This window comes from Pseudomonas sp. GW456-L12 (genome assembly GCF_059424045.1).
Window position 1 is genome coordinate 133,805 of the sequence record NZ_JBWKZA010000010.1, and the last position, 22,250, is coordinate 156,054.

A 22,250-nucleotide genomic window follows, 5' to 3' on the forward strand; every position below is an offset into this window, starting at 1 on the left:
GGCTCATGTAGGAGCGAGCTTGCTCGCGATAGGCGCCCTCGCCGGCACCGCCATTTCCCGACCTACTCCAACACCGTCACCGTCGCCGTAGTCCCGGCGCGCAATCTGTCCTTGCCCGGGTAATCGGGATCGATGGCGATCCGCACCGGCACCCGCTGCGCCAGCTTGACCCAGGTGTAGCTGGGATTGATGTTGGCCAGCAGGCGGCTGCCCTCGGAGTTCTCGCGGTCGGTAATGGCGAAGGCGATGCTCTGCACCTTGCCGTTGAAGGTCTCGCCGCTCATCAGCTGGATGCGCACCGCGCTGCCCTCCTCGATCCGCGGCAGCTTGGTCTCCTCGAAGTAGCCGCTGACATAGAAGGAAGCGCTGTCCACCAGCGCCAGCAAGGCCGCGCCGGCAGCGGCATGGTCGCCCTGGCGGGTCTGCAGGTTGGTCACGTAGCCGCTGACCGGGGCCTCGACCCGGGTGCGCTGCAGGTCCAGTTCGGCCTGCTTCAGCGCGGCCTGGGCCAGGTGCACGTTGGCCTGGGCCAGGCCGAGGTTGGCCTGGTCGCGCAACAGGTCGGCCTGGGCCACCGCCACATCGGTATTGGACTTTTCCCACTCCTCGCCGGAAATCGCGAAGCCCTGCTTCAGGGTCCGCCGCCGGCGCTCTTCGCTTTGCCGCTGCTTGAGCTGCGCCGCGCTGGCGGCAATCGCCGCCTCGGACTGGCCGAGGGTGGCGACCGCCACTTCCACCGAGCGCTTGGCATGTTCCACGGCCAGGGCATATTGCGCCGGGTCGATTTCCAGCAACAGCTGGCCCTTGTCCACGTGCTGGTTGTCCTGCACCCGCAGGCTGACAATGCGCCCGGCGACGTCCGCCGACAGGGTCACCACATCGGCCCGCACCCGCGCATCGCGGGTCCAGGGCGCGCGGGTGTAATGCTCCCAGGCGAACCAGCCCAACACCAGCGCCAGCACTACCGCCACCAGGGTGATCGAACGGGCCAGGGTATTTTTCAGATTCATAGGCTTCCCATCAACAGAATGACCGTGGCGCAGACGCAGGCATACAGCGCCCCTTCGAACAACGCTTCGTGCCAGACGAAACGCAATACACCGAGGCGCCGCAGCCCCCAGTCGAGCAGCAGGAAAATCGGCAAGGCCAGCAACAGGGCCTGGGCAATGGGCGGCAGGTAGACGCCGCCGAATTCGAAATCAATGGGCAAGGGCCGGTTCTCCTGTTTCCGTGGGTTGCAGCATAGGGCGGTAGCGCTCCAGGAAAGCGCCGACGATCAGCAGCGAAACGCGCATGCGGAACACCGACCACAGCTGTTCGTGGGCCTGGGGTCGGTCGTCGGCGTGCAACTGGTCCAGGTGGTCGCCCAGCTGCCGCAGCCGCGCCAGCAGCTCGTCTACATCCAGCCCCGGGCGCCCCGCCACATACCGCCCGACCCGCCGCAGCAACTGCTGCAGGCCGGCGTTGGCCGCGCTGCTCAGCCAGGGGTTGTCCAGGCTCTGCTGCTTGAGCTGGTTCATCGCCACGCCCAGGGTCATGCAGGCCAGGCTGGTCTCGAAACGTTCGGCGGAAGCCCGGTCGGCGGCGGCGGGCAACAGCCCGAGCATCTGGGTCAGGCGGTCGACCATGCGGCTCTCGAAGACAAACTGCTCCTCATCGCTGGCCGTGGTTTTCTGCAAGGCGTACACCTGTTCGCGGGTGTCGCGGAACAAGCGGCGAATGCGCAGCACCGGGTTGAACGGAAAAATGAACGCATAGACCAGCAACGACAGCACCCCGCCGCTGACATAGGCCCCGGCGAACTCGAACCACTGAGCGGCATTGTTCTGCCAGGCGCCGATGTTCTGCGGGCCGATCATCAGCAGGCTCGACAGCCCCAGGCCCATGCCGATGCCGGCGGTCATCGGGCTGGCCAGGCCCACCGCGACCGTATACAGCAGCGGCACCAGCAACAGCGCCAACCACTCGAAATCGCCGATCAAGGGCACCAGGGCGAAGACGTAGACCGCCGAGACCAGCAGCGCCAGGGCCTGGCCGCGCATATAACTTTGTGCCGCCGCCAAGGGCCGTGGGAAGGTCGCCATCAGCGAACAGAGAATGCCCACCAGGACCATGCTCGAACGCGCGCCGTCCCAGGCGGTTTCGATCCAGATCAGCCCGGCGACCAGCAGCGCGGTGAAGGCCCGCAGCGCATTCATCGCCGCCAGCGGCCAGTCCAGGTGCAGTGGGTTTGAGCGGCCCTGGCGGTACAGGCAACTGGCTTGGCGACCGTCCTGGATGGCATCGCTGAATTCGAGAATGTCTTCGAGCTGCTTGAGCATCCGCGCCTGCTCCCAGCGCAGGGCCCAGGCCAGGGAACGCAAGGTGGCGGGCAAGGCATCGGCCTCGCGCTCGGCGCGCCGCGCTTGTTCGTCGAAACGCTGCTGCAACTGCGCGAACTGCTGCCGCGAGGCGGCGGGCAAGGCACGCCCGTGCTGTGCCAGCTCGTCGAGAAACGCCAGCTCGTCGGCGCGCAGTTGCTGGATCGCCTCCGGCAGCTCGCCGACCCAGCGCGCCCGCAGCAGCTCGCGCTGGTGGCGCAGCACGGTGAGGCGCGAGGTCAGCAGCACCAGTTGGTTGCCCAGCAATTGCACCAGGCCGTCGGCGCTGCGCAGGCGTGGCGCATCGAAATACAGGTGGCGGCGCAACCCTTCCAGGGCGCTGATCTCGCCCAGCAACTGCATCTGCCGCTTGTGGAAGTCGGCCTCGCTTTCGTCGGTGCGAATCGCCGCCGCGGCGTGGGTCGCCAGCAACTTGAGCACCTGGTCGATCTTGGCGAAGTAACCATGGGCCACGGCCTCGGGCCGCGCCGTCAGCAGGCTGACCACGCAGACGCAGGCCACCGCCAGCAGGGTTTCGGTGACCCGGGTAATGGCCAGCATCAGGGTGTTGCCTTGGTCGGGGATCGCCAGCATCGCCACCACCACCGCGGTGTAGCCACTGAGCACGAACGCCTGGGAGCTGGTGTAGCGCAACAAGGTGCCGCCGGCGGTGCACAACGCCAGCCACAGCCCAAGGGTGACCAGGAACGGCAGCGGCGCCTGGGGGAAGATCGCCATGATCAGCACCGCCACCGCGGCCCCCAGGGTAGTGCCGACCACCTGGCCGAAGCTGCGGGCCAGGGCCATGCCGGCCAGGGGCTGGCTGACGATGATCACCGCCATCAGCGACCACTTGGGCTGGTCGAGGTCGAAGATGAACGCCAGGTACAGGGTCAAGAGGCCAGCGGCGATGGTACGCAGGGCGAAGCGCAGCACCGCGCCCCCCGGGTGGATCACGACCTTGAAGTAATTGATCAGTGGCTGCATGAGTGGGTTCTGGACAAAGGGGCACCTGCGGCTAGCGTAGTCAGTCTGCGGCCGGGAAAGCTTATCGTCCCGGCCTTCCCGGCAGGAAGGCAATTTTTCCCGAACTGTCGATCCTTCGCACCAATCGCTTGGTCAAGCAGACTGATTGGACCGGCCGGCGCCGCTCTTCCAGCCTCGCCCCGCCGCAAAAACCCGAGTCCTGCCCGCCGCCCCGCAAGCGGGTTTGACTCCGAGGGGAACCTGACCGAAGCTTGCGCCTTCGTAAAGCCGCCCCTGCCATGGATGCCTGCATGACCAAGCCCCGCCGCACCCTGTTGATCAGCCTCCTCGTCGTATTGGCCCTGGGCCTGGCGTGGCTGTTCCTGCGTACCACGCCACCGGTGGTGCCGGATGCGATCAGGCACGGTTACGGCAAGGCGCTGGAACAGGCGCGCAACGGCCAGCCCGGCGCGGCGCGGGTGCTGTATCAGCAGCTGGGGCGTCCGGACCTGTCAGACAGCCGGCGCATCCGCCTGCTCGCCGAGCTGCACAACTACCCCAGCCCACAGGCGCTGAAACTGGCCGACGCTGGCCTGCACCACACCGAGCCCGAGGTCCGCGAGGCCGCCATCCAGGCGGTGCTCGGCCTGGTCCCGGCGCGCCAGCGCAGCCTGCTGATCGGCCCGCTGCTGGACGATGAAGTGCAAAGCGTGCGCTTCGCCGCCGTCACCGCCCTGCTCGGCCTGTCGCCGGATGAACAGGGCCTGTATTTCGGGCCGCTGCAGCAAGTGATCGATGAGTACACCCAGGTGCTCAAGGCCCAGCCGGAGAACGTCGAGGCGCAATACCAACTGGCGCGCCTGTACCTGCACAACGCCAACCTGGACCAGGCCCAGCAGACGCTGGAGCACGCCTTGAGCCTGCAACCGGACAACCTGCAAGCGGTGATCCTGCAACTGGAGGTGCTCGACCGCCAGGGCCGGAGCGAAGCCGCCCGCCAGTTGCTGGCCAAACAGCTGCAGGCGCAACAGGATTCCGCCTACCTGCAACACGCCCTGGGCATGTGGCTGCTGCACCACGACCAGGGCGAGTTCGCCCTGCTCGGCCTGTCCCGCGCCGTGGAGCTGGAGCCGAACAACGCCAATTACCGCTACGACCTGGCCACCACCCTGCACAGCGAAGAGGAGCTGGAAGCGGCGCAGAAACAGCTCGAGGAAATCGTCCAGCGCCAGCCCGCCAACCGCAAGGCGCGGGTGCTGCTGATCAAGTACTGGAAGGAAAGCGGCCAGTTGCAGAACGTGCAGATCCTCCTGGCCCAGCTGGAGCAACAGAACCCCGACGATCCGGCCTTGCAGCAAGGCCTGTAAAGGCTATTCCCTGTAGCCGCTGCCGAGCTTGCGAGGCTGCTATCGACAACGCAGTTGTCGCAAAACCTGATTCTGCGGTGGACCAGGTGGAGTGCGCGGCCTGGATTTACGCCTGCTTTGCAGGCGAGCGCAGCCTCGCGGGCTCGGCAGCGGCTACAGGAGCGCGGCAGACTTCGCGTAGCCGCTGCCGCAGGCGCAAGTCCTGAACATGCATGTTGTCTGATACGCCGCGAGGGTCGATTGACGATCTTGCTGGCGGCTACATGCCCGCTGCCGGCCGCGGGAGGTTACGCCAGCAGGCGCTGGATCTGCTCTTGCAGGCTGTCGAGGTCGAAGGGCTTGGCCAGGATCGGCGCGCTTCTCGCGATGGGGCTGCCGGATTCGAGAATCTCGGTGGGATAGCCGCTGATGAAAATCACCTTGAGGTCGGGGCGCAGTTTCACCGCGGGCTCGGCGATCATCACCCCGGTAATCCCGCCCGGCAGCCGGTAGTCGGTGATCATCACATCCAGGTGCGGTTTGCTGGCGAGGATCTCGAATGCCTGCTCGCCGTTTTCCGCCTGCAACACCCGGTAGCCCAGGCCTGACAGATAGTCGGCGAGCAACATCAGAATCACCGGTTCATCTTCGACGATCAGTACGACGTCTTGTGCATCTTCACTCATGAGAAGCCTTTGTTCGGTCAATAGCTGCTGATACGACCATCCGGTCATCCAGAAGGTTGCGTGGGAGCCGGTGTTTTCCTACAGCGGCAGACAAACGCGAAACAGGGCACCTTCGCCGATCCTGCTGTCGACTTCGATGGTGCCGCCATGGGCGGTGACGATCTGCTCGGAAATGAACAACCCCAGCCCGAGCCCGGCCACCGCATGATTGACAGAGACGCGCTCGAACTGCTGGAAGATACGCGCCTGGTTTTCCTCGCTGATGCCGATCCCGTGATCGCGCACTTCGACCCGCGCCTGCCCGCCTGTGCTGTAGACCCGTACTTCGATCGGGCTCTTGGCGCCATAACGCAAGGCATTGGTCAGCAGGTTGGAGATCACCTGTTCGATGCGGAACTCGTCCCACTGGCCGAACACCGAGTCTTCGGCGTTCAGGGCAATCGACGACTCGGCGGCCTCGACCTGGGGCGCGAAACTCTCCAGCAGGCCGCGCACCAGCTGCACCAGGTCGACCCGGCTCGGGCGGATCGACAGCTTGCCGGTACGGATCCGCGAGATGTCCAGCATGTCCTCGATCAGGCGGATCAGGCTTTTGATCTGGCGCTCGTCGCGGTCGACCATGGCGTGCATCTTGTCCAGGGTGAAGGCGGCGGCGTTGTCGCGGGCCAGGTGCATCTTGCGCAGCTGGGTTTCCAGGATCAGGCCGTTCAGCGGCGTGCGCACCTCATGGGCGACGATCGACATGAAATCGTCACGCATGCGCACCGCCTGCTCCAGCTCGTTCTGGGTCGCCTGCAACTGCTTGAGCAATGCCTCCTGCTCGCGCCGGCTCTGCTCCAGGGCTTCGACCTGCTGCTTCATGGCCTTGCTCTGGCGGTACAGGTCGACGAACACATTGACCTTGCTCTTCACCGCATGGGTATCCAGCGGCTTGTGCAAAAAGTCCACCGCGCCGCTTTCGTAGCCCTTGAAGGCATAGTCGAGCTCGCGCCCGGCGGCGCTGACGAACACGATGGGGATGTTCTTGGTCTTCTCGGTGCCGCGCATCAGCTCGGCCAGCTCGAAGCCGTTCATGCCGGGCATCTGCACATCGAGGATGGCCATGGCGAACTCATGCTGGAGCAACAGCGACAATGCCTCGTCCGCTGACAGTGCCTTGTACACCTGGCGGTCCTCGCGCTTGATCAGCGCTTCGAGGGCCAACAGGTTCTCTGGCAGATCGTCGACGATCAGCAGCTTGGCTTGGATATTACTTAACATGCGATTCGTTCCAGCTCGACAAGCAGACGGCTGATGCCGTGCAAAGGGAGAATGTAATCCGGTCGGTGCAGCGCGATGGCCGCCTCGGGCATGGTCGCCACCTGGGCCTCGGCCGGGTCCTGGACAATGCTCAGGCCGCCGCGCCGCTTGACCTGGGCCAGGCCTTGCGCGCCGTCCTGGTTGGCCCCGGTCAGCAGCACCGCGGCCAGGCGCGGGCCATAGGCATCGGCGGCGGAGTCGAACAGGTAATCGATGGCGGGACGCGAATGATGCACGCGCTCCTCCTGGCTCAGGGACAGGCTGCGGTCCTGCTCCACCGACAAGTGATAACCGGGCACGGCGAAATACAGGGTGCCGCGCTCGATGGTCTGCTTGTCGCGGGCCTCTTTCACGGGCAGCGCCAGGCGCTGGGCGAACAGCTCGGCCAACTGGCTGCGATGCTCTTCGGGCAGGTGCAGCACCACCACTATCGGCAGGCTGAAGCCCTCGGGAAACGCCGTGAAGATTTTCAGCAACGCCTCGACGCCGCCGGCCGACGCACCTATCACTATGGCCTCGACCCGCGGCAAGGCGGATTGCCCGTTGGCGTCATCGTTCATGATTTGCGGTAGACCCGTTCTTGTTTGACCAGCGGCTCGAAATGCTCGCCGTAGGCCGAGAAGTCCAGGGTTTCCTTGCTGCCCAGTACCAGGAACCCACGGTGGCAGAGCGACTCGTGGAACAGGCCGAAGGCCCGGTCCTGCAACTTCTTGTTGAAATAGATCAGCACGTTGCGACAGGAAATCAGCTGGGTTTCGGAAAACACACTGTCGGTCGCCAGGCTGTGATCGGCGAAGGTCACGTTCTCACGCAAGGTCTTGTCGAAGATCGCGTAGTCGTAGGCCGCCGTGTAGTAGTCGGCAAAGGAGCGCAAACCGCCGGCCTGCTGGTAGTTCTGGGTGTAGGCGCGGATGTTCTCCAGGGAAAAGATGCCCTGCTTGGCCTTCTCCAGGGAGCTGGGATTGATATCGGTGGCGTAGATGATGGTGCGCTCGAGCAACCCTTCCTCGCGCAACAGGATGGCCATGGAATAGACCTCTTCGCCGGTGCTGCAGCCGGCGATCCAGATCTTGATCGAGGGATAGGTCTTGAGCAGCGGCACCACTTCCTGGCGAATCGCCAGGAAGTGCGACGGGTCGCGAAACATCTCGCTGACCGGGATCGTCAGGAACTGCAGCAGCTGCATGAACGCGCCCGGATCGTGCAGCACCCGCTCCTGCAGGGCGGAAATGGTCTTGCATTCGAACTGGCGCAGCGCATGGTTGATCCGGCGCTTGATCGAGGCGCCGGAGTAATCGCGGAAGTCGTAGCTGTACTTGAGGTAGATAGCTTCGATCAACAGGCGCAGTTCGATCTCGGTATTGCGCTCCACTAGATTCTTTCCATCTTGGGTAACCAGACTCGAATGAGGGAAAACAGCCGGTCGAGGTCGATCGGCTTGGCCAGGTAATCGTTGGCCCCGGCCTGCAGGCAGCGCTCCTGATCGTCCTTCATGGCCTTGGCGGTCACCGCGATGATCGGCAGCTTGCGCCAGCGCGGCTGCTTGCGGATTTCCTGGGTGGCTTCGTAGCCGTCCATCTCGGGCATCATCACGTCCATCAGCACCAGGTCGATGTCCTCGACTTCGTTGAGCTTGGCGATCGCCTCATGGCCATTGCGGCCGATGACCACGATCGCGCCCTTCTGCTCCAGGGCGCTGGTGAGGGCGAAGATATTGCGCACATCGTCGTCCACCAGCAGGACCTTGCGCCCCTCGAAGACCTTGTCGCGGCTGCGGGCAGCCTTGAGCATCTTCTGCCGCTCGTGGGACAGCTGCGACTCGACCTTGTGCAGGAACAGGGTCACTTCGTCCAGCAGGCGCTCGGGCGAGCGAGCGCCCTTGATGATGATCGAGCGCGAATACTTGCGCAGCTCCGCCTCTTCGTCGCGGGTCAGGTTGCGCCCGGTGTAGACGATCACCGGCGGGAACGAGCAGATGTCCTCGGTGGACATGCGCTTGAGCAGGTCGTTGCCGAGCATGTCCGGCAGCTTCAGGTCGATGACCATGCAGTCGTAGAGGTTGTCGCGCAGCAGCTCCAGGGCCTCCTGGGCCAGGCCGACGGCGGTGATCTCGATGTCGTCGTCGCCGATCAGCCGGGCGATGCTGTCGCGCTGCAGGTCGTCGTCCTCCACCAGCAGTACACGCTTGACCTTCTGGGTGAGCTTGGCTTCCAGGCGGGCGAACACGTCCTTGAGCTCTTGCCGGGTGGTGGGCTTGACCGCATAGCCGATGGCGCCCATGTGCATGGCGGCCTCGACCCGGTCTTCCACGGAGATCACATGCACCGGGATATGCCGGGTGGTGGCATGCGCCTTGAGGCGCTGCAACACCGTCAAGCCGGAATGATCCGGCAGGCGCATGTCCAGCAGGATCGCGTCCGGCACGAACTGCTCGGCCAGGCTGTAGCCCTCGTCGGCGCCGTGGGCCACCAGGCACTGGTAACCCAGCTCGTGGGCCAGGTCATACAGAATGTGGGCAAAGTTCGGTTCGTCCTCCACCACCAGGATGCAGCGGGTGGCGAACGGCGCCTTGTCGCGATCGTCGGCGAAACGCGCAATCTCCACCTCGGGCACCGGGGGAATCGGCGACGTAGCCGGTTTGCTCGGCGCCGGCATCACCCGCACGGCGGCGGGCCTGGCCGCCTCTTGCGGCTCTGGTGCGTGCTCGACGTATTGTTCCGGCAGCACCAGGGTGAAGACACTGCCCTGCCCCGGCTCGCTGGCGACCGTGATCGAACCGCCGAGCAATGCCGCCAGGTCGCGGGAAATCGACAACCCCAGGCCCGTGCCGCCGTAACGGCGATTGGTGGTGCCATCGGCCTGGCGGAAGGCTTCGAAAATGCTTTCCTGCTGTTCCGGGGCGATGCCTATCCCTGAGTCGCGCACAGCAAAGGCAATGCCCGCCTCCGGCTCGCGCGACACGCTCAGGCTGACCTGGCCCTTCTCGGTGAACTTCACCGCGTTGGACAGCAGGTTCTTGAGAATCTGCTCGACCCGCTGGCAGTCGGTGAACAGCATCGAAGGCGCGCCGGGCTGCAACTCGACACGAAATTCCAGGCCCTTGTCCGCGGTCAGCGGCTGGAACAGCCCGCGCAGGCCTTCCACCAGGCGCGCGACGCTGGCGTTTTCCGGACGTACTTCGAGCTTGCCGGCTTCGACCTTGGAAATATCGAGAATGTCGTTGATCAGGTTGAGCAGATCGTTACCCGCCGAATAAATCGACTCGGCGAACTGCACCTGTTCGGCACTGAGGTTTTCCTCGGCGTTTTCCGCCAACAGCTTGGCCAGGATCAGCGAGCTGTTCAGCGGCGTGCGCAGCTCGTGGGACATATTGGCGAGGAATTCGGACTTGTACTTGCTCGAGCGCTGCAGCTCCTCGGCACGCTCCTGCAACTGCACCTGGGCCTGGTTCAGCTCGCCGTTCTTGCGGTCCATGGCGTCGCGCTGCTCCGCCAGCTGCTCGTTGGTCTGCTCCAGCTCCACCTGCTGGGCCTCCAGGTGCACCTGGGACTCCTTGAGCACCCGCGACTGTTCCTCGAGCTCCTCGTTGGCGGTCTTCAGTTCTTCCTGTTGCACTTGCAGCTCTTCGTTGAGCTGCTGGGTTTCGGCCAGCACTTCCTGCAGGCGCTGGCGATAACGCGCGCCCTCGATGGCGGTGCCGATATTGCCGGCGATCAGTTCCAGCAGCTCGACATCACGCTCGCTGAGGGCGCGCAGGAAGCCCAGCTCGATCACCCCGTTGACCCGGTCGTCGTCGCTGGTCGGCACCACCAGCACGCTGCGCGGCACGCCTTCGCCCAGGCCGGAGCTGACCTTGAAGTAATCGGCGGGCACCTCGTCCAGGCGGATCAGCCGGTCCTGCTGGGCCGCCTGGCCGACCATGCCTTCACCGAGGAAAATCGACTGTTCGCGCTCTTCCTGCTCGCGGGAGAAGCCGTAGGCGGCCACGCGCTTGAGGCCGCCGTGCTCTTCACGCACATACAGCGCCGCCACCACGCTGCCCAGGTATTGCGCGCAGAACTGCAGGAGGTTGCGCCCCAGCAGGTTCAGCGTCAGTTGCCCCAGCAACTGCTCAGCCAGTTCGGTCTGGCCACTGCGCAGCCAGGCCTGTTGCGCCAGGCTCCGGGCACTTTGCTGCTGGGCCTCGAGGTTGGCGCTGTAGCTCTTCGACAGGTTGAGCAGGTCGCGGCGCCCGATATAGGCCAGCAGGCCGCTGATCACCACCACGAACAGCAGGTACAGGACCACGCTGAGGATCGTGGTGCGCGTGACATTCTCGTTGCGATCGACCCGCAGTTGCTGCTCCATCGCCACCGCTTCGTCGTATTCCTTGCGCATCTGGTCGGTCAGGCGCTTGCCCCGGCCGGACTGCACCGAGCGGCGATAATCGCCCTCCTGGCGGCGCATCTCGATCATGTTTTTCGCGTGCAGGCCCCACTCTTCCTGCAAGGCTTCCAGGCGTTTGAAGCGGTCCACCTGCTGTGGGTTATCCGCCACCAGCCCCCGCAGCTCGCGCAATTCGCTGAAGATCTGCGGCTTGGCCACTTCATACGGGTCGAGAAAATGCTCGTCGCCGGTGATCAGGAAGCCGCGCATGCCGGTTTCCAGGTCGACCGTCAGCTTGGCGGCCTGGTTGATGCCGTTGATCACCCGATCGCTGTGCTGGACCCACTGGATCGCCGAGAGCAGATAGCTGATCAGGGACACGAAGACCACCGCGCTGAGCACGCCCACGCCCAGGGGAAGCGCGATGTTGCGGCTTAGCAGCTTGCGAAAACTCTGTTCATCGACCGAAGACGAAGAGATCATTGAAAGGCCTTGGTAAAGGGTCAAAAACCATGGAGTTTGCCCCAAAGGAGGGCAGCGTATCTATGCTTGCGACAAGCTCGGTGGCAATTTTTCATCCTGCACTGCCCGCCCTCGATCAGACAGGTTATTCTGGCACAGCTTGTACAGGATTACCTTTTTGTACAGCTTCGGGAACTTGTCATTGCGCGCTATTTACTGATGCAAGAGACAAGCACTTTTTTCCGCTGCCGTCTTTTTTTTCCATTTTTTCGAGAGCCTTGCCATGTCCCCCACCGATTCCACCATCCTGGTCGTCGAAGACGATGCCATCGTGCGCATGCTGATTGTCGATGTGCTGGAGGAGCTGGAATTCAAGGTGCTGGAGGCCGCGGGCAGCGAAGAGGCGCTGGCCCGGTTGCAGGACAGTGCGCTGCGGATCGACCTGATGATGACCGACGTCGGCCTGCCCGGCATGGACGGCAAGGAACTGGCGGCCAGCGCCCGCGCCTTGCGCCCGGAGTTGCCGGTGCTGTTCGCCAGCGGCTACGCGGAAAACATCGAGGTGCCCGCCGGCATGGCGGTGATCGGCAAGCCCTTCTCCATCGACCAGTTGCGCGACAAGGTCCGCGCCATCCTCGGCTGAACCCTCGGTAACCCGCGCCGACCCGACGAGCGCCTCGGCCATGGGCGCCAGGGCGGCCGCGCCAGCGCCCTGTTGTGGTTTAATGGCGCCCCCCGCAGACACCCCCGCGCTTTTCAGGAATACCCACTCATGAGTCCGACCGCCGCCACCAAAGTCCTGGTCATTGGTTACGTCTGGCCCGAACCCCGCTCATCGGCGGCCAGCGGGCACCTGATGCAGATCCTCCAGGTCTTGCTCGGGCAAGGCTGGGACATCACCTTCAGCAGCCCGGCCAACCCCGGCGAGCACAAGGAAGACCTGAGCGCCTTGGGCATCCGCGAGTGCCCGATCGAACTGAATAACAGCAGCTTCGACCGTTTCATCGCCGAACTGGCGCCGGACATCGTGCTGTTCGACCAGTTCATGATGGAGGAACAGTTCGGCTGGCGCGTCGAGCAGCAGTGCCCCGGCGCGCTGCGCGTGCTCGAGACCTCCGACCTGCAGAGCCTGCGCCACGCCCGCCATCAGCGCCTCAAGGAGCGCCTCAAGGCCAGCGACGACAACGATGACTTCAGCGCCCTGTTCGCCCCCGCCGCCGCGCAGGAGTTCGCCGCCATGGCCGACACCGACCAGGCCCGGCGCGAAATCGCCGCGCTGTACCGCTGCGACCTGAGCCTGATGATCTCCGAGTTCGAGATCGAGCTGCTGGTCGGGCAATTCGGTTTGCCGCCGGCCTTGCTGCACTGGTGCCCGCTGATGCCCGAGCACATGCCGCACAGCTATGTGCCCTTCGCCGAGCGGGCGCACTTCCTGAGCATCGGCAACTTCCGCCACGCGCCGAACTGGGACGCGGTGCTGTGGATGAAGAACACCGTGTGGCCGCTGATCCGCCAGCAGCTGCCGGGCGCGCAGTTGCATCTCTATGGCGCCTACACCCCGCCCAAGGCCGCGGCCCTGCACAACCCGGCCCAGGGTTTCCAGGTGATGAACTGGGCCGAGGATGCCTTGCAAGTCATGTCCGCCGCGCGGATCTGCCTGGCGCCGCTGCGCTTCGGCGCGGGCATCAAGGGCAAGCTGCTGGACGCCATGCTCTGTGGCACGCCGAGCGTCACCACCCCGGTCGGCGCCGAAGCCATGCACGGTGACGCGCCCTGGCCGGGAGCGGTGGCCGAGTCGGCCAGCGCCATCGCCGCGGCGGCGGTGCGCCTGTACCAGGACCAGGCGCTGTGGAGCGCGGCCCAGGAACAGGGGCGCCAACTGTTGCTTGCGCGCTATCGGCAACAGGTCCACGGCCCGGCCCTGATCGAGCGCCTGCAGCACTGCCGGGCGAACCTGGCGCAGCTGCGTCGCGACAACTTCACCGGCGGCATGCTGCGTCACCATCACCACAAGAGCACCCAGTACATGGCGCAGTGGATCGAAGCGAAAAACCGCCTGGCCTGAGGCACGCCCGCCGATCCCCGGACGCCCAGGCGACACCCGACCCTGTAGCCGCTGCCGCAGGCTGCGATCGACCCCGAAGGGGGCGCCGCTCTTGCGGGCCCTGAAGGTCCTGCGGACCTTATCGCAGGCTGCGCCAGCGGCTACAGGGATATGCTCCGGCGCTGGTGCTGAGGGTTTGAAGGAGGCATGATCGGGCGCAACAACGATAAAAAGCGCAGCGCCATGAGCCGATCAGCGAGAGTCACCGACCCTTCCTACGAATTGATGGACGACCATAACGGTCTGTCGATCATCTATCGCCAGCATGGCTTCCCCTGCCCCCTGGTGCGCTGGCACTTCCACAAGGAATACGAGCTGCACCTGATCGTCGCCAGCTCCGGCAAGGTGTTCATCGGCGACTACATCGGCAACTTCCACCCCGAATCGCTGTTCCTCACCGGTCCCAACCTGCCCCACAACTGGATCAGCCAGGTGGCCGAGGACGAAGTGGTGGCCAAGCGCGACATGCTGGTGAACTTCACCGACGAGCTGTTCGAAAGCGGCTATCAGGTGTTCGCCGAACTCAAGAGCCTGACGCCGCTGCTGGAGCGCGCGCAGTACGGCATCGAGTTTCGCTGCAAGCGCACCATCGCCCAGGCCATGGACCTGATGCAGCGCATCGCCGATTCCAGCGGCATCACCCGCCTCGGGCACTTTTTCATCCTGCTGGAACTGCTGGCCGCCTGTGACGATTACCAGTTGCTGTCCGGCGCCACCAACGTGCAACTGGCCGACGAGCACAACGTCGACCGCACCAACCGCGCGGTGGACTACATCTTCGCCCACTACGCCCGCGAACTGCCGCTGGAGGAAGTCGCCGACTACCTGGGCATGAAACCCACCTACTTCTCCCGGGTGTTCAAGCAGGCCACCGGCCGCTGCTTCGTCGAGTTCGTCAACCGCCTGCGCATCAGCAAATCCTGCGAATTGCTGGCCGACGGCGACAAGCCAGTGACCGACGTGTGCTTCGAGTCCGGCTTCAACAACATTTCCAACTTCAACCGGCGCTTCCAGCAACTCAAGGGCATGACCCCTTCCCACTACCGGCGCCTGGCCGTGCAGCGCCTGACCGAACAGAACCTGGCCTGACCCCACAAACACCGCCGCCCCCTTCGTAGGAGCGAGGCTTGCCCGCGATGCAGGCACTGCGGTGTGTCAGGCATTGTGCGGCGTGGCTATCGCGGGTAAGTCGGATCGCCGCCCGCTCGCTCCTACAGACACAAACACGCGCCCCGCGAAACGCGCTCCGTTCAGCTCACGTTCAGCAAATAGCAATCATAGCCATTTGTGAATACGTATCATTATGTTACAACTTAGCTCCCTATCTATCTCCCCGCCGGTGCTGAATGCTCGTTCCATTTCTGATCATGCTGCGCGAAGGGATCGAAGCCGCGCTCATCGTTGGCATCATCGCCAGTTACCTGCAACAGACAGGGCGCGGCCAGTGGATGCCGGCCGTGTGGATCGGCGTGTTTCTCGCCGCGGCCCTGGCGCTGCTGGTGGGTGGCGGCCTGGAGCTGATGAGCGCCGAGTTTCCGCAAAAGCAGCAGGAACTCTTCGAAGGCATCGTCGGCCTGGTGGCCGTGGGTATCCTCAGTTCCATGGTGTTCTGGATGCGCAAGGTCGCGCGTTCGCTCAAGCATTCCCTGCAAGCCTCGCTGGACCAGGCGCTGACCGGCTCCCGGCACCAGGTCGCGGCGCTGATCGCCATGGTGTTCTTCGCCGTGGCCCGCGAAGGCCTAGAAACCGTGTTCTTCCTCCTCGCGGTGTTCCAGCAGAGCCAAGGCCCCGCCGCGCCCATCGGCGCCCTGCTCGGCCTGGTACTGGCGATCGTCGTCGGCTGGCTGATCTACAGCGGCAGCATGCGCCTGAACCTCAGCGCGTTCTTCCGCTGGACCGGCCTGTTCATCCTGGTGGTGGCCGCCGGCATCCTCGCCAACTCGGTGCAGGCCCTGCATGAAGCCGGGGTCTGGAACCACCTGCAGGGCGTGCTGTTCGACTTCAGTGCCAGCCTGCCGATGGACGGCCCGCTGGGCTCGGTGCTGGCCGGCATGTTCGGTTACCAGGACGCGCCGACCGTCAGCACCCTGGGCGCCTATCTGATCTACCTGCTGGTGACCCTGGTGCTGTTCTTCATGCCCGGCGCGGCACCCACCGCCAGCCCATCGTCTTCCGTTTCCAGCCAGTAAGGCCTTTCCATGACCCAGCAAGCCTCCCCACAGCCCCCGGCACCGAGCGTCCTGCGCTGGGCACTCGCGGGCTCCGTGATGGTGATGATCGCCGCCGGCGGGCTGTTCTATTACGCCTCGCAGCTGGCCGCCAGCAAGCGCCAGGCGCACCAGGACGAAATCACCGTGACCATCCACCCCCACAGCTGCGAGCCGAACGCCCTGAGCGTGCCGGCCGGGCCAGCGAGCTTTCGTATCGTCAACCGCTCGGACCGCGCTGTGGAATGGGAAATCCTCGACGGCGTGCTGGTGGTCGAAGAACGGGAAAACATCGCGCCGGGCCTGAGCCAGGTGATCAACGCCAGGCTGCAGCCCGGCGACTACGCCATCACCTGCGGCCTGCTGAGCAACCCGCGCGGCACCCTGCATGTGACCCCGACCGCCGAGTCCGACGCCCAGGCCAAGGCCCGGCCGTCGATGGTCGCCTTTATCGGCCCGCTGTCAGAGTTCCGGGTCTACCTGAGCAGCCAAGGCACAGCACTGATCAAGGCCGTGAGCGAGCTGGAGCACGCCATCCAGGCCGGCGACCTGGCCCAGGCCCAGGCCTTGTACCTGCCGGCGCGCGCGGCCTACCAGCGTCTTGCTCCGGCCGCCCAGCGCCTGGGCGAGCTGGACAACAGCATCAACGCCCGCGCCGACTACTTCGAAAAACGCGAGCAGGACCCCGCTTTCGTCGGCTTCCACCGCCTCGAATACGCGCTGTTCCAGCAACGCGACCTGAGTCGCCTGGCGCCGATCGCCCAGCGCCTGCTCAGCGATGTCACCACACTCAAGCAACAACTGCTGGCCCAGTCGCTGCCACCGGAGCAACTGGTCAGCCTGGTCGCGCGCACCCAGCGCAGCATCGCCGAGGTGCGCGCCGGCAGCGGCGAGGAAGAACGCTACAGCCACAGCGACCTCAACGGCTTTGCCGCCAACCTGGAGACCACGCGCAAGGTCGTCGACCTGCTGCGACCCTTGCTGGCCAAGCCCGCCGCCCCGTTGCTGGCGCAGATCGACAGCGCCCTCGGCGCCCTCGACAGCCAGTACAGCGCCTTGCGCAGCACCGAGGGCTATGCCTCCTACGACAGTGTCGGCGCCGATCAGCGCAAGCGGATCGCCGACCAGGCCAAGGCTCTGGCCGATGCACTCGATGGAATCGATCCCGTCCTTGGCCTCTCCGGCCTGTAAGCAGAAGACCTCCGCCCGATGAACGATTCAGACGCTTCCAATCCAGATTTCTCCGCCCAACGCCGTCGCGTGCTGCTGGGCATGGGCGCCGCCGGTGTGGCTCTGGCCGGCAGCAGCCTGAGCTGCCCGGCGCTAGCAGCCCAGACCGGGAAAGCCGCCGCCCAGGTCACGCAAGCACCGAGCAGCGACCAGACCCAGGACCGCCACGACTTCCACGGCCAGCATCAAAGCGGCATCGTCACCCCGCGCCCGGCGGCCGGCATGCTGGTGGCGTTCGACGTGCTGGCCAGCGACCGCGAGGACCTGGAGCGACTGCTGCGCACCCTCGACCAGCGCATCCGCTTCCTGATGACCGGCGGCCCGGTACGTCAAGTTGATCCGAAACTGCCGCCGCTGGACTCGGGCATCCTCGGCCCGGTGGTGACCCCGGACAACCTGACCATCACCGTCTCGGTGGGCGCCTCGCTGTTCGACGAGCGCTTCGGCCTGGCCGCAGCCAAGCCCAAGCGCCTGATACGCATGGTCGGCTTCCCCAACGATGCGCTGGAACCCGACTGCTGCCACGGCGACCTGAGCCTGCAGTTCTGCGCCAACACCACCGACACCAATATCCACGCGCTGCGCGACATCGTAAAAAACCTGCCGGACCTGCTGCTGGTGCGCTGGAAGCAGGAAGGCAGCGTGCCGCCCCAGGCCCCGGCGCGTCCTGGCGAGCCGGCGCAGAGTGCGCGCAACTTCCTGGGTTTTCGCGACGGCTCGGCCAACCCTGACTCCAACGACCGCAAGGCCATGGAACGGATCGTCTGGGTCCAGCCCGGCAGCGACGAACCGGCCTGGGCCGCCCATGGCAGCTATCAGGCGGTGCGCATCATCCGCAACTTCGTCGAACGCTGGGACCGCACGCCCTTGCAGGAACAGCAAAGCATCATCGGCCGGGTCAAGGCCTCGGGCGCGCCCATGGACGGCCAGCAGGAACACCAGGTGCCGGACTACCGCAAGGACCCGCACGGCCAGCTGACCAAGCTCGACGCCCACATCCGCCTGGCCAACCCACGCACCGCCGAGACCCAGCGCAACCTGATCCTGCGCCGGCCGTTCAACTACTCCAATGGGGTGAACAAGAACGGCCAACTGGACATGGGCCTGCTGTTCATCTGCTACCAGGCCGACCTGGAGCATGGCTTCATCGCGGTGCAGACCCGCCTCAACGGCGAGCCCCTGGAGGAATACCTCAAGCCGGTGGGCGGCGGTTATTTCTTCAGCCTGCCCGGCGTCAGCGGCGAGCAGGACTTCCTCGGGCGCACGCTGCTCGAGGCCACCCAAGCGAAAACCCGTGCCTGACCACCCTCCATCCCCCACGGAAACGTCCCATGAAAAAGTCGCCCCTTGCTGTGTTGCTGACCCTTGGCTTGCTGCATGTTCCGCTGTCGGCGGTTGCCGCCACCTCGCCGCTGGAACTGGTGGGACCGATTTCCGACTACAAGATCTACGTCACCGAGCAGCTCGACGAACTGGCCAGCCACACCCAGGCTTTTACCGACGCGGTGAAGAGAGGTGATTTGGCTACGGCTAAAAAACTCTACGCACCGACCCGGGTGTACTACGAGTCGATCGAGCCGATTGCCGAACTGTTCAGCGACCTCGACGCGGCCATCGACTCGCGGGTCGACGACCACGAACAAGGTGTCGAGGCCGAGGACTTCACCGGCTTCCACCGCATCGAGTATTCGCTGTTCGCCCAGAACTCCACCCAGGGCCTGGACGCGCTGGCCGACCGTCTGAACAAGGACGTCAAGGACCTGCAGGCCCGCGTCGCCGGCCTGACCTTCCCACCGGAAAAAGTCGTCGGTGGCGCCGCCGCCCTGCTCGAGGAAGTGGCCGCGACCAAGGTCTCCGGCGAGGAAGACCGCTACAGCCACACCGACCTCTACGACTTCCAGGGCAACATCGACGGAGCGAAGAAAATCGTCGACCTGTTCCGTGCGCAGATCGAGCAGCAAGACCCGGCCTTCGTCGCCAAGGTCGACAAGAACTTCGCCACGGTGAACAAGATCCTGGCCAAGTACAAAACCGCCGACGGCGGCTTCGAGACCTACGACAAGGTCAAGGACAACGACCGCAAGGCGCTGGTGGGCCCGGTCAATACCCTGGCCGAAGACCTCTCGACCCTGCGCGGCAAGCTGGGGCTGGACTGATCTCCGGGCCCGATCTTGCGTAGGAGCGAAACTTGCTCGCGATAAACCCGCCAGGACAACGCGGTGAAATTTGACGACCGCCGCTGCGCGGCTATCGCGAGCAAGCTTCGCTCCTACAGACAAGCGTCCGGCCGGCGTGCCGATGACTCGCCCCGTCACCTGCCCTGCTGGGCTACCATCACCTGCGCCAATAACCCTGGGCGCGGGCGCGTTTTGTCTATAACGTCCCGCGCACTCCCGACTTTCATGGAAGACCCTGCATGTCCACTGCCACGGCCCAACCGCCGCAGACCGCCGCGCCGTTCAAACTGCTACCGCTGATGCTCGCCTACATGGCCTGCACCATGTCGATGATGGCCTTCGTCTCGTTGATCGGCCCGATCGTGCGCGTGCTCGGCCTGGCCACCTGGCAGGCCGGCGCGGCGGTGACCGTCTCCGGGGTGATCTGGATGCTCCTGGCACGCCCCTGGGGCCAGGCCAGCGACCGCTTCGGGCGCCGTCGGGTGCTGCTGCTCGGCACGGCCGGCTTCACCCTCGCCTACTGGGCGCTGTGCCTGTTTATCGATGTCTCGCTGCACCTGCTGCCGGGCATGTGGCTGGCCTTTATCGGCCTGATGCTCGGGCGCGGCCTGATCGGGGTGTTCTACGCGGCCATCCCGGTGGGCGGCTTTGCCCTGATTGCCGACAACGTCGAACCCGAGCATCGGGCCCGCGCCATGGCCACCCTGGGCGCCGCCAACGCCGTCGGCCTGGTGCTGGGGCCGGCCGTGGCCGCGCTGCTCGCCCGGGTCAGCCTGAGCCTGCCGCTGTACGCCATGGCCGTGCTGCCGCTGGCGGCGTTCCTGGTGCTGCTGTACAAGCTGCCGCGCCAGGAACTGCACCTCAAGCAGGCGCCGCGCTCGGTACGCCTGAGCGACCCGCGGCTGCGCCGGCCGATGGCGGTGGCCTTCGTCGCCATGCTCTGTGTGTCTATCGCGCAGATCACCGTGAGCTTCTACGCCCTCGACCGCCTGGGCCTGGACAGCGCCGACGCCGCCCAGGCCGCCGGCATCGCCCTGGCCATGGTCGGCGTGGCGCTGATCTGCTCGCAACTGGTGGTGCGCAAACTCGAATGGCCACCGCTGCGGATGATCCGCGCCGGCGCGCTGCTGGCCGCCAGCGGTTTTGCCGGCTGCATGCTGGTGGAGACCGCCTGGGGACTGTGGCTGGGGTTCTTCGTCTCGGCGGCGGGCATGGGCGCGATCTTCCCGTCCTTCTCTGCCCTGGCGGCCAACGCCGTGGATGCCTCGGAACAAGGCGCCACTGCTGGTTCGATTGGCGCGGCCCAGGGATTCGGCGTGGTGATCGGCCCGTTGGCCGGCTCGCTGATCTACGCCGTCGAACCGCGCCTGCCCTACCTGATTGCCACGCTGTTGCTGCTGTTGGTGGCGGTCTGGCCGGCGGCGAAAAGCCCCAGCTGATCCGGCCGCTGATACAGCTGTAGCCACTGCCGCAGGCTGCATACGTCCCGAAGAGGCGCGGCGATCTCAAGACGAAGGCCTTGCGGGCCTTATCGCAGCCTCGCAGGCTCGGCAGCGGCTACAGGCGGGACCCGGCTTCGTGTAGCCGCTGCCGAAGGCTGCGATAAGCCTCGCAGGGGCTTCAGGGCCAGCAAGAACGAACCCATCGTGGATCGTTCGCCGTGGACCTCAGAGGATGCGGTAGAGCAACCGCTCGATGCGCACCCGGCTGACCCGGCGCAGGAACTTGCCGACGGCCGCCGGGTAGTCCACCAGGGTTTCCAGGCGCTGGAAGTGCTCGATGCGCCGGGTGTGGCGGAAGATCGTTTCCAGCTCCTGGCGCCGCGGTTCCAGCAACTCGCCCTTGGGGTCGTCGAGCAGCAAGGCGTTTTCCAGGTCGAGGCGGAAGGCCCGCGGGTTGAGGTTGTTGCCGGTGAGCAAGGTGTAGCGCTGGTCCACCCACATGCCCTTGAGGTGGTAGGTGTTGTCGCCGTCGCGCCACAGGTGCAGGTTCAGGCGGCCGCTATCGATGGCTTTCTGATGCCGCTTGGCGAAGCGTCGCAGGCTGATCTCGTACAGATAAGGCAGCGCGGCGATGACCTTGAACGGCTCGCTCGGCGGAATGTAGAAGTCGTTGGCGGTCTTGTCGCCGACGATGATGTCGATCTTCACCCCGCGCGCCAGGGCGCGGTTGATTTCCCGGGTCACCGCCAGCGGCAGGTTGAAGTACGGCGTGCAGATCGTCAGCTGTTGCTGGGCGCTGGCGATCAGTTCGCAGATGACCCGGCTCAGCGGGTTGTTCTTGCCCACCCCGAGCAGCGGGCTGACCGACAACTGGTCCTTGAGCACCCCGCCGGCACTGGTGTCGTAGGCCGCGTGCTTGAGGCGGCTGCGCAGGTCGCCGATGTCATTGCGCAGGCTGCGGGTGGTTGGCAAGTTCGGCAGGTCCAGGCGATGCACCGCCCGCGACGCCACCAGGCCATGCTGGACCAGGTGCTGCATGGAGTCGGCCAGGTCACGGTTGTGCAGCAGGTGGTAGCGGTCGAAGCGGTATTTGTCGAACTTGTGCAGGTACACGTTGTTCAGGCTGGCGCCGCTGTAGATCACGCAATCGTCGATCACGAACCCCTTCAGGTGCAGCACGCCGAACAGCTCGCGGGTCTGCACCGGCACGCCGTACACCGGCACTACGCTTTCGTGGGTGCGGGTCATTTCCTGGTACCAGGCCGAGTTGCCCGGCTGCTTGCCGGCGCCGATCAGCCCGCGCTGGGCGCGCAGCCAGTCGACCACGACCACCACGTCCAGCTCCGGACGCGCGGCCTTGGCGGCGTGCAAGGCATCGAGAATTTCCTGGCCGGCCTCGTCCTGTTGCAGGTACAGCGCGACGATATAGATGCGCCGGGTGGCCTGGGCGATCTTCTCCAGCAGGCAACGGCGGAATTCGGCGGCGCCATTGAGGATGGACAGGTCATCGGCAGCCAGCGGGAAGCTGCGCAATTTGGGCAGCAGGGAACGTTTGAAAAGCGACGGCATAGGGCTCGCAGAAGGTCGAATCCAAAAGAGCGCAAGA

18 protein-coding genes are annotated in these 22,250 nt (G+C 65.2%); 9 read left to right on the forward strand and 9 right to left on the reverse strand.

Going from position 1 to position 22,250, the window contains the following annotated elements; all coding sequences use genetic code 11:
• Positions 1-62: 62 nt before the first annotated feature.
• Genes AC07Y9_RS15435 through AC07Y9_RS15445 form a run of 3 tightly spaced genes read right to left on the reverse strand, consistent with a single transcriptional unit; the run spans position 63 to position 3,347 of the window.
• Positions 63-1,010 carry an HlyD family secretion protein gene (locus AC07Y9_RS15435; protein ID WP_102680364.1) on the reverse strand — a complete coding sequence of 316 codons (948 nt, stop codon included), beginning with the start codon at positions 1,008-1,010 and terminating at the stop codon, positions 63-65.
• The gene (locus tag AC07Y9_RS15440; RefSeq protein WP_007924845.1) at positions 1,007-1,210 is read right to left on the reverse strand and encodes a DUF1656 domain-containing protein; all 204 of its coding nucleotides are present in this window, start codon (positions 1,208-1,210) and stop codon (positions 1,007-1,009) included. Before AC07Y9_RS15440 ends, AC07Y9_RS15435 begins: the two co-directional genes overlap by 4 nt.
• Positions 1,200-3,347: an FUSC family protein gene (locus AC07Y9_RS15445; RefSeq protein ID WP_102680365.1), complete on the reverse strand. Its 2,148-nt coding sequence runs from the start codon at positions 3,345-3,347 to the stop codon at positions 1,200-1,202. The genes AC07Y9_RS15440 and AC07Y9_RS15445 overlap by 11 nt, the downstream gene beginning before the upstream one ends.
• Positions 3,348-3,637: 290 nt before the next feature.
• On the opposite strand from AC07Y9_RS15445, the gene AC07Y9_RS15450 reads away from it, so the two are divergent.
• Complete coding sequence (locus tag AC07Y9_RS15450; RefSeq protein ID WP_102680366.1) at positions 3,638-4,693, forward strand: tetratricopeptide repeat protein; 1,056 nt, start codon at positions 3,638-3,640, stop codon at positions 4,691-4,693.
• A gap of 287 nt (positions 4,694-4,980) precedes the next feature.
• Here the strand turns inward: AC07Y9_RS15450 and AC07Y9_RS15455 are convergent, their stop codons facing one another.
• The 5 genes from AC07Y9_RS15455 to AC07Y9_RS15475 all read right to left on the reverse strand — a co-directional run bounded on the left by AC07Y9_RS15455 (position 4,981) and on the right by AC07Y9_RS15475 (position 11,505).
• On the reverse strand, positions 4,981-5,358 hold the full coding sequence (locus AC07Y9_RS15455) for a response regulator (protein WP_007924849.1): 378 nt from the start codon (positions 5,356-5,358) through the stop codon (positions 4,981-4,983).
• Positions 5,359-5,436: 78 nt separating this feature from the next.
• A complete protein-coding gene (locus tag AC07Y9_RS15460; RefSeq protein WP_102680367.1) occupies positions 5,437-6,618 on the reverse strand; it encodes a hybrid sensor histidine kinase/response regulator in 1,182 nt (393 codons plus the stop codon).
• Positions 6,612-7,217, reverse strand: coding sequence for a chemotaxis protein CheB (locus AC07Y9_RS15465; RefSeq protein ID WP_007924855.1), 606 nt, complete (start codon positions 7,215-7,217; stop codon positions 6,612-6,614). The genes AC07Y9_RS15460 and AC07Y9_RS15465 overlap by 7 nt, the downstream gene beginning before the upstream one ends.
• Complete coding sequence (locus tag AC07Y9_RS15470; protein ID WP_025808689.1) at positions 7,214-8,029, reverse strand: CheR family methyltransferase; 816 nt, start codon at positions 8,027-8,029, stop codon at positions 7,214-7,216. The genes AC07Y9_RS15465 and AC07Y9_RS15470 overlap by 4 nt, the downstream gene beginning before the upstream one ends.
• Positions 8,029-11,505 carry a response regulator gene (locus AC07Y9_RS15475; RefSeq protein WP_102680368.1) on the reverse strand — a complete coding sequence of 1,159 codons (3,477 nt, stop codon included), beginning with the start codon at positions 11,503-11,505 and terminating at the stop codon, positions 8,029-8,031. The genes AC07Y9_RS15470 and AC07Y9_RS15475 overlap by 1 nt, the downstream gene beginning before the upstream one ends.
• A 262-nt stretch (positions 11,506-11,767) precedes the next feature.
• On the opposite strand from AC07Y9_RS15475, the gene AC07Y9_RS15480 reads away from it, so the two are divergent.
• The 8 genes from AC07Y9_RS15480 (at position 11,768) to AC07Y9_RS15515 (ending at position 20,641) form a co-directional block, all read left to right on the forward strand.
• Complete coding sequence (locus AC07Y9_RS15480) at positions 11,768-12,127, forward strand: response regulator (RefSeq protein ID WP_087090671.1); 360 nt, start codon at positions 11,768-11,770, stop codon at positions 12,125-12,127.
• A 129-nt stretch (positions 12,128-12,256) separates the two neighbouring features.
• The gene (locus tag AC07Y9_RS15485; protein WP_102680369.1) at positions 12,257-13,549 is read left to right on the forward strand and encodes a glycosyltransferase; all 1,293 of its coding nucleotides are present in this window, start codon (positions 12,257-12,259) and stop codon (positions 13,547-13,549) included.
• Between the two features lie 222 nt (positions 13,550-13,771).
• A complete protein-coding gene (locus AC07Y9_RS15490) occupies positions 13,772-14,677 on the forward strand; it encodes an AraC family transcriptional regulator (RefSeq protein ID WP_053261601.1) in 906 nt (301 codons plus the stop codon).
• Positions 14,678-14,934: 257 nt separating this feature from the next.
• Positions 14,935-15,777, forward strand: a complete 843-nt coding sequence (gene efeU / locus AC07Y9_RS15495) for an iron uptake transporter permease EfeU (RefSeq protein WP_102680370.1) — start codon at positions 14,935-14,937, stop codon at positions 15,775-15,777.
• A 9-nt stretch (positions 15,778-15,786) separates the two neighbouring features.
• A complete protein-coding gene (efeO, locus tag AC07Y9_RS15500) occupies positions 15,787-16,986 on the forward strand; it encodes an iron uptake system protein EfeO (RefSeq protein ID WP_102680371.1) in 1,200 nt (399 codons plus the stop codon).
• Between the two features lie 18 nt (positions 16,987-17,004).
• Entirely contained in the window at positions 17,005-18,327 is a 1,323-nt protein-coding gene (efeB, locus tag AC07Y9_RS15505; protein WP_102680372.1) for an iron uptake transporter deferrochelatase/peroxidase subunit, read from the forward strand.
• 29 nt (positions 18,328-18,356) lie between these two features.
• A complete protein-coding gene (gene efeO / locus AC07Y9_RS15510; protein ID WP_102680373.1) occupies positions 18,357-19,181 on the forward strand; it encodes an iron uptake system protein EfeO in 825 nt (274 codons plus the stop codon).
• 260 nt (positions 19,182-19,441) lie between these two features.
• Positions 19,442-20,641 (forward strand): MFS transporter, encoded by a 1,200-nt coding sequence (locus AC07Y9_RS15515; protein ID WP_102680374.1) that lies wholly within the window; start codon positions 19,442-19,444, stop codon positions 20,639-20,641.
• Positions 20,642-20,869: 228 nt separating this feature from the next.
• On the opposite strand, the gene pssA is transcribed toward AC07Y9_RS15515, so the two are convergent.
• Positions 20,870-22,213: a CDP-diacylglycerol--serine O-phosphatidyltransferase gene (gene pssA, locus AC07Y9_RS15520; protein WP_102680375.1), complete on the reverse strand. Its 1,344-nt coding sequence runs from the start codon at positions 22,211-22,213 to the stop codon at positions 20,870-20,872.
• Positions 22,214-22,250: the final 37 nt, after the last annotated feature.

Bases quoted from the DNA above. Each gene is read 5' to 3' on its own strand.
- AC07Y9_RS15490 (WP_053261601.1), top strand. From the start codon at position 13,772: ATGAGCCGATCAGCGAGAGTCACCGACCCTTCCTACGAATTGATGGAC.
- AC07Y9_RS15450 (WP_102680366.1), top strand. From the start codon at position 3,638: ATGACCAAGCCCCGCCGCACCCTGTTGATCAGCCTCCTCGTCGTATTG.
- AC07Y9_RS15475 (WP_102680368.1), bottom strand. From the start codon at position 11,505: ATGATCTCTTCGTCTTCGGTCGATGAACAGAGTTTTCGCAAGCTGCTA.
- AC07Y9_RS15445 (WP_102680365.1), bottom strand. From the start codon at position 3,347: ATGCAGCCACTGATCAATTACTTCAAGGTCGTGATCCACCCGGGGGGC.
- AC07Y9_RS15485 (WP_102680369.1), top strand. From the start codon at position 12,257: ATGAGTCCGACCGCCGCCACCAAAGTCCTGGTCATTGGTTACGTCTGG.
- efeO (WP_102680371.1), top strand. From the start codon at position 15,787: ATGACCCAGCAAGCCTCCCCACAGCCCCCGGCACCGAGCGTCCTGCGC.
- AC07Y9_RS15480 (WP_087090671.1), top strand. From the start codon at position 11,768: ATGTCCCCCACCGATTCCACCATCCTGGTCGTCGAAGACGATGCCATC.
- efeB (WP_102680372.1), top strand. From the start codon at position 17,005: ATGAACGATTCAGACGCTTCCAATCCAGATTTCTCCGCCCAACGCCGT.
- AC07Y9_RS15465 (WP_007924855.1), bottom strand. From the start codon at position 7,217: ATGAACGATGACGCCAACGGGCAATCCGCCTTGCCGCGGGTCGAGGCC.
- AC07Y9_RS15515 (WP_102680374.1), top strand. From the start codon at position 19,442: ATGTCCACTGCCACGGCCCAACCGCCGCAGACCGCCGCGCCGTTCAAA.
- pssA (WP_102680375.1), bottom strand. From the start codon at position 22,213: ATGCCGTCGCTTTTCAAACGTTCCCTGCTGCCCAAATTGCGCAGCTTC.
- efeU (WP_102680370.1), top strand. From the start codon at position 14,935: ATGCTCGTTCCATTTCTGATCATGCTGCGCGAAGGGATCGAAGCCGCG.
- efeO (WP_102680373.1), top strand. From the start codon at position 18,357: ATGAAAAAGTCGCCCCTTGCTGTGTTGCTGACCCTTGGCTTGCTGCAT.
- AC07Y9_RS15455 (WP_007924849.1), bottom strand. From the start codon at position 5,358: ATGAGTGAAGATGCACAAGACGTCGTACTGATCGTCGAAGATGAACCG.
- AC07Y9_RS15460 (WP_102680367.1), bottom strand. From the start codon at position 6,618: ATGTTAAGTAATATCCAAGCCAAGCTGCTGATCGTCGACGATCTGCCA.
- AC07Y9_RS15435 (WP_102680364.1), bottom strand. From the start codon at position 1,010: ATGAATCTGAAAAATACCCTGGCCCGTTCGATCACCCTGGTGGCGGTA.